Source organism: Mesorhizobium sp. P2_A8 (assembly GCF_056404935.1).
In genome coordinates, this window is record NZ_JBFUDB010000009.1 from 247,867 (window position 1) to 262,139 (window position 14,273).

At 60.6% G+C, this 14,273-nt stretch carries 15 protein-coding genes; 6 read left to right on the forward strand and 9 right to left on the reverse strand.

Annotated features, from left to right (window positions below; translation table 11 throughout):
- The first annotated feature begins 201 nt into the window (after positions 1-201).
- Positions 202-1,935, forward strand: a complete 1,734-nt coding sequence (locus AC1D10_RS26335) for an adenylate/guanylate cyclase domain-containing protein (RefSeq protein ID WP_477277070.1) — start codon at positions 202-204, stop codon at positions 1,933-1,935.
- A gap of 118 nt (positions 1,936-2,053) precedes the next feature.
- Here the strand turns inward: AC1D10_RS26335 and AC1D10_RS26340 are convergent, their stop codons facing one another.
- The 4 genes from AC1D10_RS26340 to AC1D10_RS26355 all read right to left on the reverse strand — a co-directional run bounded on the left by AC1D10_RS26340 (position 2,054) and on the right by AC1D10_RS26355 (position 5,240).
- The gene (locus tag AC1D10_RS26340) at positions 2,054-2,665 is read right to left on the reverse strand and encodes a LysE family translocator (protein ID WP_477277072.1); all 612 of its coding nucleotides are present in this window, start codon (positions 2,663-2,665) and stop codon (positions 2,054-2,056) included.
- Positions 2,662-2,940: a DUF4031 domain-containing protein gene (locus AC1D10_RS26345; protein ID WP_477277073.1), complete on the reverse strand. Its 279-nt coding sequence runs from the start codon at positions 2,938-2,940 to the stop codon at positions 2,662-2,664. Before AC1D10_RS26345 ends, AC1D10_RS26340 begins: the two co-directional genes overlap by 4 nt.
- A 58-nt stretch (positions 2,941-2,998) precedes the next feature.
- The gene (locus tag AC1D10_RS26350) at positions 2,999-4,297 is read right to left on the reverse strand and encodes a lysophospholipid acyltransferase family protein (protein WP_477277075.1); all 1,299 of its coding nucleotides are present in this window, start codon (positions 4,295-4,297) and stop codon (positions 2,999-3,001) included.
- Positions 4,298-4,412: 115 nt separating this feature from the next.
- Positions 4,413-5,240 carry a cell envelope integrity EipB family protein gene (locus AC1D10_RS26355; protein WP_477277077.1) on the reverse strand — a complete coding sequence of 276 codons (828 nt, stop codon included), beginning with the start codon at positions 5,238-5,240 and terminating at the stop codon, positions 4,413-4,415.
- A 139-nt stretch (positions 5,241-5,379) separates the two neighbouring features.
- Here AC1D10_RS26355 and AC1D10_RS26360 point away from each other — a divergent pair, with 139 nt between their 5' ends.
- From AC1D10_RS26360 to AC1D10_RS26375, 4 genes are all read left to right on the forward strand, one after another.
- On the forward strand, positions 5,380-5,844 hold the full coding sequence (locus AC1D10_RS26360) for a RidA family protein (RefSeq protein ID WP_477277079.1): 465 nt from the start codon (positions 5,380-5,382) through the stop codon (positions 5,842-5,844).
- 14 nt (positions 5,845-5,858) lie between these two features.
- Positions 5,859-6,587 (forward strand): glycerophosphodiester phosphodiesterase, encoded by a 729-nt coding sequence (locus tag AC1D10_RS26365; protein WP_477277081.1) that lies wholly within the window; start codon positions 5,859-5,861, stop codon positions 6,585-6,587.
- 56 nt (positions 6,588-6,643) lie between these two features.
- On the forward strand, positions 6,644-7,858 hold the full coding sequence (locus tag AC1D10_RS26370) for a GNAT family N-acetyltransferase (protein ID WP_477277083.1): 1,215 nt from the start codon (positions 6,644-6,646) through the stop codon (positions 7,856-7,858).
- 89 nt (positions 7,859-7,947) lie between these two features.
- On the forward strand, positions 7,948-8,379 hold the full coding sequence (locus AC1D10_RS26375; RefSeq protein ID WP_477277085.1) for an HIT family protein: 432 nt from the start codon (positions 7,948-7,950) through the stop codon (positions 8,377-8,379).
- Positions 8,380-8,410: 31 nt separating this feature from the next.
- Here the strand turns inward: AC1D10_RS26375 and AC1D10_RS26380 are convergent, their stop codons facing one another.
- The 5 genes from AC1D10_RS26380 to AC1D10_RS26400 all read right to left on the reverse strand — a co-directional run bounded on the left by AC1D10_RS26380 (position 8,411) and on the right by AC1D10_RS26400 (position 12,948).
- A complete protein-coding gene (locus AC1D10_RS26380) occupies positions 8,411-9,037 on the reverse strand; it encodes a chloramphenicol phosphotransferase CPT family protein (protein WP_477277088.1) in 627 nt (208 codons plus the stop codon).
- Positions 9,038-9,101: 64 nt separating this feature from the next.
- Positions 9,102-11,570 carry an ATP-dependent Clp protease ATP-binding subunit ClpA gene (clpA, locus tag AC1D10_RS26385; protein WP_477277090.1) on the reverse strand — a complete coding sequence of 823 codons (2,469 nt, stop codon included), beginning with the start codon at positions 11,568-11,570 and terminating at the stop codon, positions 9,102-9,104.
- A gap of 6 nt (positions 11,571-11,576) precedes the next feature.
- A complete protein-coding gene (gene clpS / locus AC1D10_RS26390) occupies positions 11,577-11,906 on the reverse strand; it encodes an ATP-dependent Clp protease adapter ClpS (protein WP_010909565.1) in 330 nt (109 codons plus the stop codon).
- 297 nt (positions 11,907-12,203) lie between these two features.
- Positions 12,204-12,533 (reverse strand): phasin family protein, encoded by a 330-nt coding sequence (locus AC1D10_RS26395; RefSeq protein WP_379104393.1) that lies wholly within the window; start codon positions 12,531-12,533, stop codon positions 12,204-12,206.
- Between the two features lie 151 nt (positions 12,534-12,684).
- Positions 12,685-12,948 carry a hypothetical protein gene (locus AC1D10_RS26400; protein ID WP_477277400.1) on the reverse strand — a complete coding sequence of 88 codons (264 nt, stop codon included), beginning with the start codon at positions 12,946-12,948 and terminating at the stop codon, positions 12,685-12,687.
- Between AC1D10_RS26400 and AC1D10_RS26405 the strand changes: the two genes are divergently transcribed.
- Positions 12,875-14,245, forward strand: coding sequence for an SPOR domain-containing protein (locus tag AC1D10_RS26405; protein ID WP_477277092.1), 1,371 nt, complete (start codon positions 12,875-12,877; stop codon positions 14,243-14,245). The two genes, AC1D10_RS26400 and AC1D10_RS26405, sit on opposite strands and share 74 nt — an antisense overlap.
- Positions 14,246-14,273: the final 28 nt, after the last annotated feature.

Here is a 14,273-nt window from a genome sequence, read left to right on the forward strand (position 1 = left end):
AGAGGGCTTGCGTGACAAACGCAAGTCGTGGGGCGTTCAGGTAGTGTCTCAGTTTGAATTTCGGCTGTGGGTGGTTTCCCGCCGTACGTCTCGTCGACCGGAACGAGCAGCAAGCGCCAATAGCCCAAGTTGCGGGCGTTCTTATCGCTGTCGCTTGTATGAGGAATGGCCGATAATCCCTCTCCGATAGGAGAACCTACGGTGAAGCGCCGCCTCGCTGCCATTCTTGTCGCCGATGTGGTCGGCTATTCCCGCCTCATGGCGGCGGACGAAGCGCTGACCCTCGCTGCGCTAAAGGCGCGACGGAAGATTATCGTCGAACCGCTAGTTCGCGAAAACGGCGGGCGGATCGTCAAGTTCATGGGCGATGGCGTGTTGGTAGAGTTTCCTAGTGCCGTCAATGCGCTGCGCTGCGCGCTCGGCCTGCAGGAGGGAATGGCCGAGACGAACGCCGATCTGACCGAGGAACGGAAGATCAAATTGCGTATCGGCATAAATCTCGGCGAAGTCGTTGGCGACGGTACTGACATATTCGGCGATGGCGTAAACATCGCGGCGCGACTTGAGACCATGGCCGAACCCAGTGGCATTTGCATCTCGGGCAAGGTGCAGGAGGAGGTCCGCGGCAAAGTCGACTGCGCCATGGAGGATATGGGCGAGCAGACACTCAAGAACATCGATCGGCCGGTGCGGGCATACCGGGTGAGGACGAAGACAGGGGTAGCTGGCCCACTGCCGGCCGAGGCTCCCTCCACGAAGCATTCGCTCGCCGTGCTCCCGTTCGACAATATGAGCGGCGATCAGGAGCAACAATATTTTAGCGATGGAATTACCGAGGACATCATCACAGAATTATCCCGCTTCGCTTCGCTGTTCGTTATCGCTCGAAACTCATCGTTTCAGTATCGCGACAAAGCTACTGACGTGCGACGGATCGGACGCGAACTCGGTGCGCAGTACGTCGTCGAAGGCAGCATCCGCAGGACAAGCAATCGGGTCCGTGTGACTGTCCAGTTGATCGAAGCAGCTACTGGAAATCATCTCTGGGCTGAGCGTTATGATCGTGACTTGGACCAAATCTTTATCGTCCAAGACGAACTGGTACGCGCTATTTCCGCAGCGATTCCCGGTCGACTCGATCGCTTTGCTGTTGAGCATCTCCGGAGAAAGGCACCAAACAATCTCACCGCTTACGACTGCGAACTTCGCGGCCGCTGGGCGTTTTTTCATCTGGCAGAAGGCCTATCAAGTGCGCTTGATTGGTATGAAAAGGCGGTCAAGGCAGATGCCACCTATGCCATGGCGCATGCCGGCCTCGGTATGACTTGCATATTCGGTATCCTAAGTTTGGGATTGCCCCCGGAAAGCACGCTGAATCGTGGCAGAACGCACGCACAACAGGCAGTTTCGCTCGACGAGAATAATCCAACAGTCAATGCGTATGCGGCATACACGTACCACATATCGGGTGATCATCGGTTGGCTAGAAAATATGCCGAGCGCGCGGTGGCCCTCAACCCCAACGACCCGTTTGCGCTTTACGCCTTTGGTTGCGCTCTAAGCTATACAGGGGAACCCGAGCAGGCGCTTGAGTGGTTCGCTAGGTCAGAGCACCTTGAACCCTACGCCTCCGATGATCAGCGTCTCGATACGCTCTGCGACTGCCACTATATGCTTCGCAACTATGAGAAAGTGATCGAGATTCACGAGACCTATCAGAACGTCCCTGCATTCCTATACCTGGTCTTGGCTGCCGCATACGCACAATCGGGACAAACTGACGAGGCGGAGGCCGCCGTCACGGAATATGAACGAAAGCGGCCTCCCGGCCACGACTTGAAATCCCACATCACATTTTGGATGCGAATGTGCTCGCGACAGGCGGATAGGGATCACTGGCTCGAAGGCTTCCGGAAGAGCGGGATCAACGTCTGAAGTACGGTGAATTTCCCGAGACGGCAGAGTCCGGTTTGGGTCAGGGCATGCCGCGAACGAAGGGCAGAGAAGGTCGTGAGCCGAAATTCAAATTGAGACGCCACCGGCGTTCCACCACTCAGCGTGCGGCAATCAGCGCTCCGGTGCCGATCATTGCGCTGCCAGCAAACCTGTTCATCAGCCTCATGCGTCTCGGCGTCCTGAACCAGCCCGAGGCCCGTCCGGCAAGTGCAGCATAGATGCCCATGGTGATGACGTTGACACTGATGACGACAGCGACCACCAGCAGACCGTCGGCAGGGGTCATGGTGTTGAGGTTCAGGATCAGCGGCATGATCGAGGCATGGAACAGGATAGCCTTCGGATTGCCTAGCGCAATGGATGCACCGAGGAAGAACGACCGTGACAATCTCGCCTGCGACGCCTGCGGTTCATCCGATTGCGTGGCGGCAGCTCGCCACATCCTGATGCCGAGAAAAACCAGGTAGGCAGCGCCCGCGTATTTCAGCAGGAGAAAAACCCATTCGAAAGTCTGGGCCAACGCCACCAGTCCGAGCAACGCCAGGGTGACCAGCACGGCATCGCCGGCGGCGACGCCAACTCCGGCCATGAATGCACGAAGAAACCCGCGCGATACGCCGTTGGTGATGACCGCGAACATCGCCGGCCCTGGTGTTGCAGCTGCAAGCGTGATCGCGGCGCAGTAAGCCAGAAATGCCGTTGGTGTCATGGTCGAGCCTTTCCGTTGGGCACCCGCACCCGCCGGAAGATCGCGACGATCTCCTCGCGGCTGCATTCTGTAGCGCCGAGCCGCACCGCGCGGTCGCGCTCAAAGCCGGTTATGTCATAGTGCGGCGCTGATGTCCTGGGCGGCCCTTGATAGGATGAGCGCTTGACGCCAAGCTGTGCGGCAAAGCGATGCAACTCATCGGTGTCATCAGCCATCAGATGGCACCAGCGATGGCCCGCCCAGTTCCAGATCGCCGCGTCGACATAGATCGCCATGAGGCTTGCTGCCTGCCTTCCATTCTTTCCAACCGAATGACGATCGGCCGTTCGCATGTCAGGGACGATAGAATGGATTCGGATAGAAAATGAAGCCGCCATTGGCCGCAAGCTCAGCCACGGTGCCCGTGACTGTGTCCTGCATGCGACGGTGCAACTCGGCAACAGCAACGTCGACCGAGCCGGCATGCTCATGCAGGCCGAGTGGATCGGGTACCCGGATATGGGCGCAACGCGGCCCGGCCGGCTGCGGAATGAATCGGTTCATCGTGTCGTGCAGTCCGCTCCGGCAATAGTCGTTGCGGATACGCTTCAGATGCTCGGCGATCTCCTCCTGGGTGATGCGCGGATTGGCCGAGGCCCAGGGCCCGACGCGTTGCAGCCTCTGAATCATATCGGTGAGCGCCCAGACCTTTTTTTGCCGTTCAGCGTCGCCGGTGTTTTCGCGCTGCCAGCGACGCGCCCGCCGCAGAAGCTCGGTGATGTCGGTGACAACGGCGTCGGCTGAAATGTCTTCGCCGAGCCGGCGGCCCAGTTCGGCGACCAATATCTGCTGGCGCTCGGCATAGGTCGTGCGTTCGTCGGATGGCATGCCCCACGCGGCTTCGTCGCGCGCCAGCAGCGTCGAATAGATATGGTGGATCCGTTGCGGCAGCGTGTCGGCCGCGCGGCGTTCTATTTTCAGGCTTTTCTCGACATAGGTGCATTCCTTCGCCAGCGCTGCTTCGACATTCCTGGTGAAGGCCAGTTTCCAGACGACCGGCGCGATCCAGACCTGGAAATTGGAATCGGCCATGCGGCCACGCTTCAGCGCTTCCAATCCCATCTCGACGGCACCTGGCAGCAGCGCCGCAACGATGTTGGCATGCCAGCCGACGCCGCCTTCGGGATGCAGCAGCACGCCATGGCCTTTCAATGCCCAGGCGACGGAGTGTTCTTTGGCTGCCTCACTGTTGCCGGGGATCTGGGCGATCAGATTGTTGGCCAGCCAGAATTTCTGCATCAGCCGGCCAAGGCCGTTGACAACACCGTTCGTTGCCCAGGAGGCCGCAAGCGGGCTGACCTGCGACACGATCTCCTTGTCGATCATCCAGTCGGTGAAGAACTCGGGATGATTGGGCGTGATAAAGGTTGCCTTCCCTGTCCCGCAACTGGCCCTCAGCCGCTCGAGGTCGGCGTCGGGAAAGTCGATGTGACGGACATTGGCGACGCCACGCAGTCCGGCCACGCGGTTGAACGGCAAGATATCGCGAAGGCCGGGAATGCCATGCAGCATGACAATCCGGTTGACGAACGTCATGATCTTGATCAGCGCCGGATTGGGCCGCGGCGCCACGAAGACATCGATCCTGCTCAAGTTGCCCCCCTCGCGCCTCGACGCTGGAAAGGAAGTTGAGAGCCGATTGCGGCAGGTTCAAGTCGTTCGCCACGACAACGCCGTGTCGTGGTCGATCAACCGGCAAGCTGAACCACTATTTGGTCGGGCAGGTTTTCGATTGGTCGAACAACGAAAGATTGACCAGCTTGCCGGTCATAGAGAAGTCACCATAGTCCATGACGAGGTCGCGGGTGATGCCGTTCTCATGCAGCTTGAAGCTGATCCGGTACTCCGGCACCTCTTCGCCTGTCTTGTCGCTGTCGTCGAAATAGGCGATGTCGACCGGCCAATATTTGTCGGTTGCGAGCTTCGCCAATGCCGGAGCCTCCGGGTCGGCCTTGTCGGCATCGGTTTTCTTGCCGACGACGACGGTGGTGGTCATCACCTTGTTGGCGTCTTCGGAACCGTCGAACAGGTTGGTTTCGTAAAAATTCTCGCCCTTTTCGGCCTTGCCGATCAGTTCGACCAGATGTTGGGTCGGGAATTGAGTCGTGGCCAGTTCGAGGCTGTTCTTTTCAGGCTTGTCGATATCGACCTTCAAACCCTTGGTCTCTTTCGTGGCGATGCCCTTGACCTCCTTGTCGAGGTTCTGGTCGACGAAGGACTTCGTCACGAACGAGAAAGTCTTGCCTTCAGCGTCTTCGAAAGTGGTCGTCTGCTGGTCGGTCAGCCTCGTGTTGTCGTTGGTGACGATCTGGGTGACGAAACGGAATTTCACCGTATAGCCCTCACAGGCTGAGCCGTTGAACTCGTAGACCATGCGGCCGGATATGCCTGTGATGCCGGATTGATCGGACGCCTTTTTGAGGGTGAGGTCGTAAACGGCGCGGTGGGCTTGCAGCGCCGGCACGGCGAAAGCAGGGCCGATCGAGAAGACTGCCGACAAAAGCACGGCATGGAATGCAAGGCGCGTTGCGCGCATGAGGTACTCCGATCGTCGCGGCTGATGGCAGGCCGCAGGGAAAGATGGTCCAGCTTAAAAAAAGTCGTGGCGGAAGCGAGGCAAAAATAGCAATTTCGGCCCGGCCAGCGCGGCGTCACCCAAGCAATAGGGAAATACCATGAGCGAAACAATCGAAAAGCGGCTAAGCGATCTGGGCGTGACGCTTCCTGTCGCCGCCGCGCCCGCCGCCAACTACGTGCCCTATTGCAGGACCGGCGATCTGCTGTTCACCGCCGGCCAGTTGCCGCTCAAGGACGGCAAGCTGCAGGCCAGCGGACTGCTTGGCCGTGACGTCGACACGGCGGCTGGCATGGACGCGGCAAAGTACTGCGCGATCAACATTCTGGCGCAGGCCAAGGCCGCACTTGGCGACCTCGAGAAAATCCGCCGCCTGGTGAAGATCACCGTTTTCGTCGCCTCCGCACCCGAGTTTGTCGAGCAGCACCTGGTTGCCAACGGCGCCTCCGATTTCCTGGTTGCAGCACTTGGCGAGCGCGGCAAGCATGCCCGCTCTGCAGTCGGCACCGCCTCGCTGCCGCTTAATGCCGCAGTGGAAATCGAAGCCATTTTCGAAATCGAGTGAGCCAGGGAACAATCATGACCGACCTATCCTGGCTGACCGCCCGGCCCGTTGCCCATCGCGGCTTCCATGACATGAACAAGACGCGTTGGGAAAACACGCTTTCCGCTTTCGCCGCCGCTGCCGAGCGCGGCTATGCCATCGAATGCGACGTGCACCTGTCGTCGGATGGCATTCCCGTCGTCATCCATGATGGTGACCTGCAAAGGCTGACCGGACAGGACGGCTTCGTCTGGCAGCGCACTGCGGCCGAGCTGACGGCGCTCAAGGTGGGCGGCACGTCAGACCACTTGCCGACACTTCAGGAAGCGCTGGATCTCGTCGATGGCCGGGTGCCGGTCGTCGTGGAGTTGAAAGGGGTCCCCGGCCGTGACGAGGGTCTCGTGGCGGGCGTCGGCAAGATGCTCAAACGTTACAAGGGCAAGGCAGCGATCATGTCGTTCGACCACTGGCTGATCCGCGATTTCTCCAAACATGCGCCGGGCATTCCGGGCGGACTGACTGCCTACGGCAAGGAAAACCAGCTGATCGAGGCGCATTTCGCCATGCTGGCGCACGAGATCGCCTTCACCTCCTATGCCGCCGGCGACCTGCCGAACCGGTTCGTCGGCTTCGTGCGTGAAAAACTGAAAATGCCGGTCATAACCTGGACGGTGCATGACCAGCCCGCGGTGGACCTGACCTATAGATATGCCGACCAGATGACATTCGAAGGATTCGAACCCGATCTGGTCAAAGTCGCCTGAAGTCGAGTGTCTGAAACGTGACTTGTACCAGGCCGGACGGAGCTTAAATAAGCCTCATGGATCAAGGCGACGACGGCGATGGCCAGACAGCAAATGCGGACTATTCGATCCGCGTCGCCGCTGGCATCGGAGCCTTCACCCCGGACGAGTGGAACAGCCTTAGTGGGACCACGCGCGACGATGCCGAAAACGGCTATAACCCGCTCGTTTCATACGCTTTTCTGAGCGCGCTCGAAGAGTCCGGCTGCGCCGTGCGGCGCACCGGCTGGCAAGGTCATCATTTGCGGCTGGAAACCGCGCAAGGCAAGCTGCTCGGCGCGGTGCCGTGCTATCTCAAGTCGCACAGCCAGGGCGAGTATGTGTTCGATCATGGCTGGTCGGATGCCTTCGAACGCGCCGGCGGCCGCTACTATCCCAAACTGCAATGCGCGGTGCCGTTCACGCCGGTCACAGGCCCTCGCCTGCTGGTCACCAGGGGCGAGGATATCAGCACCGTCAAGGCCGGGCTGGCCGCGGGTCTGCAGGCGGTCACACAGAAACTCGGTGTCTCTTCCGCGCATGTCACCTTCGCGCAAGAGAGCGACGTGGAGGTGCTGGAAGCGGCGGGTTTTCTGCACCGCACCGACCAGCAGTTCCATTTCTTCAACGAAGGCTTTTCAACCTATGACGACTTCCTCGCCACCCTTGCCTCGCGCAAGCGCAAGGCGATGAAGAAGGAAAGGCGCGAGGCGCTGGCCAACGGCATCTCGATCGACTGGCTGACCGGCAAGGACCTCACCGAAAAGGTCTGGGACGACTTCTTCGCCTTCTACATGGATACCGGCAGCCGCAAATGGGGCCGGCCCTATCTCAGCCGCCAGTTCTTCTCGCTGATCGGCGAACGCATGGCCGACGACATCCTGCTGGTGATGGCCAAACGCAATGGGCGCTACATTGCCGGCGCCATCAATTTCATCGGCTCCGACGCACTCTATGGCCGCAATTGGGGCTGCATCGAGGACCATCCCTTCCTGCATTTCGAGGTCTGCTACCATCAGGCGATCGACTTTGCCATCGAGCGCAAGCTGAAGGTGGTCGAGGCAGGTGCGCAGGGCGAGCACAAGCTGGCGCGCGGCTACCGACCGGTGATCACGCATTCCGCGCACTACATCGCCCATCCCGGCCTACGCAACGCCGTTGCCGACTATCTGAGGCGCGAACGGCGCGAGGTGGAGCGGATGAGCGAATATCTTGAAGAGCACACCCCATTCCGCAAGGATCTGGAGGAGTAGCACCCTGATCAGCAGGGTCGACTTTGCCCAATCGCCTTGCCGACTTCCGGTGGCTTCGCTACACGAAGGCACAATCCGGAGCGTTTGCCATGGCCCAAACCGCCTATGACACCGACAACATCTTCGCAAAGATCCTGCGCGGCGAGATCCCCTCGCATCGCGTCTACGAGGACGAGGCGGTCGTCGCTTTCATGGATGTGATGCCGCAGGGGCCCGGCCATACGCTGGTGGTGCCGAAGTCACCATCGCGCAACCTGCTCGACGCCGATCCGTCAACGTTCGGCCCGCTTTTCACGGTCGTCCAGAAAGTGGCTCGGGCCGTCAAACAAGGTTTTGGCGCCGACGGCGTAACCATCATGCAGTTCAATGAGCCAGCCTCGGGGCAGACCGTCTATCATCTGCATGTACATGTCATCCCGCGCTTCGATGGCATCCCGCTGAAGCCGCACACGGGCGGGATGGAGAAGCCCGAAGTGCTGGCGCACAACGCCGAAAAGATACGGGCGGCGCTGCGAAGCTGAAGCGCACGTCGCTTTACGACTGGAAACAGTGCTACCCGGCGGCGGTTTGAGCCAGGTGCTCGATCGCGCTCGGCCGAACGATGCCTTGCTGCAGCCGCCTGCGGATCGTATCCGCGCATTGCGCAGGGCTCAGCAGCGAGGTGTCGACTTCCAGATCGTATACGCCTGGCCGGTGCACCTCTTCCTGCCACAGGCGCACGGGCAGCGGTACGGGATCATCGGGCGAGCCGGTCACATACCCCCTGCCCGTCGCGCTGGCGGCGCGCCGTTCTATGATGATTTCAATTGGACAGCGAACGCCGACAAGCAGCACCGGCAGGCCGGCGAGACGGCGCGCGCAATCAGCAAGGCAATCGAGGGGCTTCGAATAGGCATCGTGATGGCCGACATCCACCACGACATTCACGCCCAGCCGGCTGTGGGCGGCAATCGATTCGTAGAGTGCGGCGTAGAAGCCGGGCACGAGGCCTTCAAGGTCCGGACGCTCGCCGCCCGGCCGCAATCCTATTCCAGGCCGATATCTCGGCGGCGTGGCCTGCTCGTAGACATCGACGCCGAGATTGATCCATACCCCGTCGAAATTCTCCTGGATGGCCTGGACGATGCTTGTTTTTCCCGATCGCGGCGCTCCGTTCAGGATGATGATCTGTCCGGCCATGCGTCCTCTCATCGTTCCAATGAAAAAAGCCCCGTTTCCGGGGCTTTTTCGATTTTCGTCAGGGTCAGTTCTTTCTGGGCAGTTGCGGCACGAGGCTGCGCTTGCCGCCGTCCTTGCCCTTGGCTTCGGGCTTCTGCGCCACCAGCTTCTTCGTCGCGGGCTTTTTCGCCACGGCCTTTGCGGGCTTCGGTGCTTCTTCCGGCTCTTCCTTCTTCGGCTTCACCGGCGCCTCGTCGGCGAGCGATTCGAGCTTCAGGCCGGTCTCGCCGGTTTCCTTCTTCTCGACGGTGACGCGCACCGTGCCGCCCTTCTTGAGCTTGCCGAAGAGCACCTCGTCAGCCAATGGCTTCTTGATGTGCTCCTGGATGACCCGGCCGAGTGGCCGCGCGCCCATGCGCTCGTCATAGCCCTTGTCGGCCAGCCATGCGATCGCATCGGGCGACAGGTCGAAGGTGACGCCGCGCTCGGAAAGCTGGGCCTCGAGCTGCATGACGAACTTCTGCACCACCTGATGGATCACCGGCACCGGCAGCGAGCCGAACGGGATGATTGCATCGAGACGGTTGCGGAATTCCGGCGTGAACAGGCGGTTGATCGCCTCGACGTCGTCGCCTTCGCGCTTGGTCGAGCCGAAGCCAATCGCCGCGCGCTGCGCATCCGACGCGCCCGCATTGGTGGTCATGATCAGGATCACATTGCGGAAGTCGATCTGCTTGCCGTTGTGGTCCGTGAGCTTGCCATGGTCCATGACCTGCAACAGGATGTTGAACAGATCCGGGTGCGCCTTCTCGACTTCGTCCAGCAACAGCACACAGTGCGGATGCTGGTCGACGCCGTCGGTCAAAAGACCACCCTGGTCGAAGCCGACATAGCCGGGAGGCGCGCCGATCAGCCGCGACACGGTGTGGCGCTCCATATATTCCGACATGTCGAAGCGGATCAGCTCGACGCCAAGCGAGGCGGCCAATTGCTTAGCCACTTCGGTCTTGCCGACGCCGGTCGGACCCGAGAACAGGTAGGAGCCGATCGGCTTCTCCGGTTCGCGCAGGCCGGCACGCGCCAGCTTGATCGCCGAGGTCAGCGCGCTGATCGCGGTATCCTGGCCGTAGACGACGCGCTTCAGCTCGATATCGAGGCCTTGCAGCACCTTCTCGTCGTCGGCCGAAACCGTCTTCGGCGGGATGCGCGCCATGGTTGCGATCGTCGCTTCGATCTCCTTGATGCCGATGGTCTTCTTGCGCTTGGCTTCCGGCACCAGCATCTGCGAGGCGCCGGTCTCGTCGATCACGTCGATCGCCTTGTCCGGCAGCTTGCGGTCGTTGATGTAGCGCGCCGACAACTCCACCGAGGCCTTGATTGCCTCGTTGGTGAACTTCACCTTGTGGAATTCCTCATAATAGGGCTTGAGGCCCTTCATGATCTCGATCGCATCCTCGATGGTCGGCTCGTTGACGTCGATCTTCTGGAAGCGCCGCACCAAGGCGCGGTCCTTCTCGAAGAACTGGCGGAATTCCTTGTAGGTGGTCGAGCCGATGCAGCGGATTGCACCCGAGGACAGGGCCGGCTTCAACAGGTTCGAGGCGTCCATGGCGCCGCCCGAAGTCGCCCCTGCCCCGATCACCGTGTGGATCTCGTCGATGAACAGCACCGCGCCGGGATAGTCCTCGAGTTCCTTGACGACCTGCTTCAGCCGCTCCTCGAAGTCACCGCGATAGCGCGTGCCGGCGAGCAGCGTGCCCATGTCGAGCGCGAAGATGGTGGCGTTGTGCAGCACCTCGGGGACGTCGCCCTCGACGATGCGCTTGGCGAGGCCCTCGGCGATCGCCGTCTTGCCGACACCAGGATCACCGACATAGAGCGGGTTGTTCTTGGAGCGGCGGCACAGCACCTGGATGGTACGGTTGATCTCGGACTCGCGGCCGATCAGCGGGTCGATCTTGCCGGCCTTGGCCTTGTTGTTCAGGTTGACGCAATAAGCGGTCAGCGCATCCTGCTGCTGCTTCTTCTTGCCGCCTTCCTCCTGCGGCTCGGCGCCGTTCTGGCCGCCCTGCTCGTCATCGGCGCCGCGCGGCGAACGCGTCTCCGATGCTCCCGGACGCTTGGCAATGCCGTGCGAGATGTAGTTGACCGCGTCGTAGCGGGTCATCTGCTGTTCCTGCAGGAAATAGGCGGCATGGCTCTCGCGCTCGGCGAAGATGGCGACGAGCACGTTGGCGCCCGACACTTCCTCGCGGCCCGACGACTGCACATGGATCACCGCGCGCTGGATAACGCGCTGGAAGCCGGCTGTCGGCTTGGAATCCTCGTCGTAGCCGGTGACCAGATTGTCGAGCTCGGTGTCGATATAGGTGAGAACCGTGTGCTTCAGCTCATCGAGATCGACATTGCAGGCGCGCATGACGGCGGCCGCCTCGGTGTCGTCGATGAGCGCGAGCAGCAAATGTTCAAGGGTTGCATATTCATGGTGCCGCTCATTGGCGAGCGTCAGCGCCTGGTGAAGCGCCTTTTCCAGGCCTTGGGAGAAAGCCGGCATGTTACCTCACTTCTTCTCCATCACGCATTGCAGCGGATGCTGATTCTGTCGGGCGAAATCCATGACCTGGGACACTTTGGTCTCGGCCACCTCGAATGTATAGACCCCGCACTCGCCCACTCCATGATTGTGAACATGAAGCATGATGCGTGTGGCGGCTTCGCGGTCCTTCTGGAAAAAACGCTCCAGCACGTGAACCACGAACTCCATGGGCGTGTAGTCGTCGTTGAGGATGAGGACCCGGTAAAGGCTGGGCTTCTTGGTCTTGGTTTTGGTGCGCGTGATGACGGCCGTCCCGCGGCCGGCCTCATTGCCGTCGCCGCCGCCGTTTTGCATCCGCGCCACGTGTCTCGTGGCAGTCAAACCGATCGTCACGTATTCCTGCCTCTTTCGAATCCCCATGCGAGTTCGACATGTAGGTGTTCGATGAACGATTTTAAGCCCTTCTGTTTAGCTGACAATATGGCTAGGTGACCAAACTTGTCCGATTTTCGCAATCGTGAAGGGGCGCGAGGCCCTGGAGCGGAAATTGACATGAAAAAACCCGGCCACGCTTCCGCGGCCGGGCTTTGTCCCGGGCCCAAAGGGCCGGATCTGGATCACGTCAGGCGAATTTAGGTCGCCCGGGCGAAATTACTTCGCCTTGGCAACGATCGATTCGAACGGCTTGTAGGCTTCCTTGGCCAGTTCGGCATAGAGGTCGCCAATCTTGGTGGCCTCGGCGACGAACGCCTCATAGGATTGCTTGGCATAATCGGACTGGATCTCGATCGCCTTTTCCAGCGACTTGGCAGTAAAGATTTTTTCGACGGCGGCGCTGCCGGCTTCGAAGCTTTTCTTGGTGTATTCGCCAGCCTCGGTGGCGATCGCCTGGGCGCCCTTGGAGAGCGAAGCGAAGCTCTTCAATCCGGTATCGGCAAACTCTTTGCCGTATTTGCTGAAGTCCTCATAGGTCTGGGTCATGTCACGCATTCCCTTGGGTTGAAGCGTCCTTCTTCGGGGCGCCCTTGTGCAATGCACTCTAATATATTGTGCGCCGCACAAAAGTCAATATTTCGACGGCGTGCGGAGCCCGCCTGCCCAGCCAATGGATAAAAATCGAATAAAGAGAGCTTCAAGCCCGAAGAAAATGGTGAACGCGGCGGTTACCATAAACGGATTGGTAACGCTGCCCCGGTAGCTTGGCTGGAAGTGAGGCAGGACCCTTCGCCGCCTCCAACGCAACGAAGAATCCAAGGGAAGTACCAGTGCGTAAGGCGTTGTTGGGCATCGTATCCAAATCCACATCCCCTCTCAAAAAGATGATGATCTTCGCCTTGGCGTTGACATTCGTCTGCGGTGACGTCGCTTCATCCCTGGCGGCGAGGCAGGCGGCCATAGTTGTGGACGCCAAGACTGGCAAGGTGCTGTACTCCGCGGATGCCAACGGCAGGCGCTATCCGGCTTCCCTGACCAAAATGATGACGCTTTACCTGACCTTCGAGGCGTTGGCGAAGGGCAAGATCAGCCGGAACTCGCAAGTTGTGTTTTCGGCCCATGCCGCAGCCGAGCCGCCGACGAAACTCGGCGTGAAGGCAGGCGGTTCGGTCACGGTCGATACCGCCATCCTGTCGATGGTCACCAAGTCGGCGAACGACTCGGCTACCGCGCTCGGTGAATTCCTCGGCGGCAATGAAACCAATTTCGCCCGCATGATGACGGCCAAGGCGCGGGCGCTGGGCATGAACGGCACCGTGTTCCGAAACGCCAATGGCCTGCCCGACCCCGGCCAGTTCACCACCGCTCGCGACATGGCGACGCTCGGCATCGCGCTGCGGGAGCATTTTCCCCAGTATTATGGTTATTTCTCGCAGCGGTCCTTTCTCTACGGCCGTCAGCGCATCAACGGCCACAACCGTCTGCTGGGACGCATCAAGGGCGTCGACGGCATCAAGACCGGCTACACCCGTGCCTCCGGCTTCAATCTCGTCTCGTCGGTTTCCGACGGCAATCGCCGCATCGTCGGCGTGGTCATGGGCGGCAGCTCCGGCGGCAGCCGCGACAACCAGATGGCTGCGTTGATCAACACTTATATGCCGCGCGCATCGACCCGCGGCGGTGGTGAACTGGTCGCCAAGGCCGGCGGCAACAACCCGATCACCGCCCTTGCAAAGGTGCTCCTGCCCAAGCACGACGCGCCGACGCCGGACGACAAGCCGCTAGTGGCACAGGATGATGCGACCCAGGACGTTGCCACCGTTGCCGAAGACGCTACTGTCGCGGAAGACAGCACCGCGCAGAGCGAGGAGGCTGCCCCCGTCGTCAAGACAAGGAAGGTCAAGACCGTCATCGTATCGGCGCCTCAGGTGGCCACGGCCCAGGTCGTGGCGGCCTATGCTGAGCCGACGCCGACGCCAACCGTCGACCCTGTCAACACCGCGTCGGTGCCGTCGGGCTGGGCTATCCAGGTCGCCTCGTCGCCAAAGCAGTCCGAAGCCCAGGCCTTCCTCGACAAGACCACCAAACAGGCACCCAAGGTGCTGGCCGACGCATCCGGCTTCACCGTCGCCTTCGACAAGGACGGCGTCACCTACTACCGCGCCCGCTTCGGTGGCTTTGGTTCGAAGACTGCCGCCTGGAAGGCCTGTACCGCTTTGAAGAAGAAAAACATCGAGTGCTACGCCGTCCAGCAGTAGGACGGCGTGGAAGTGATCTCCCGGAAAA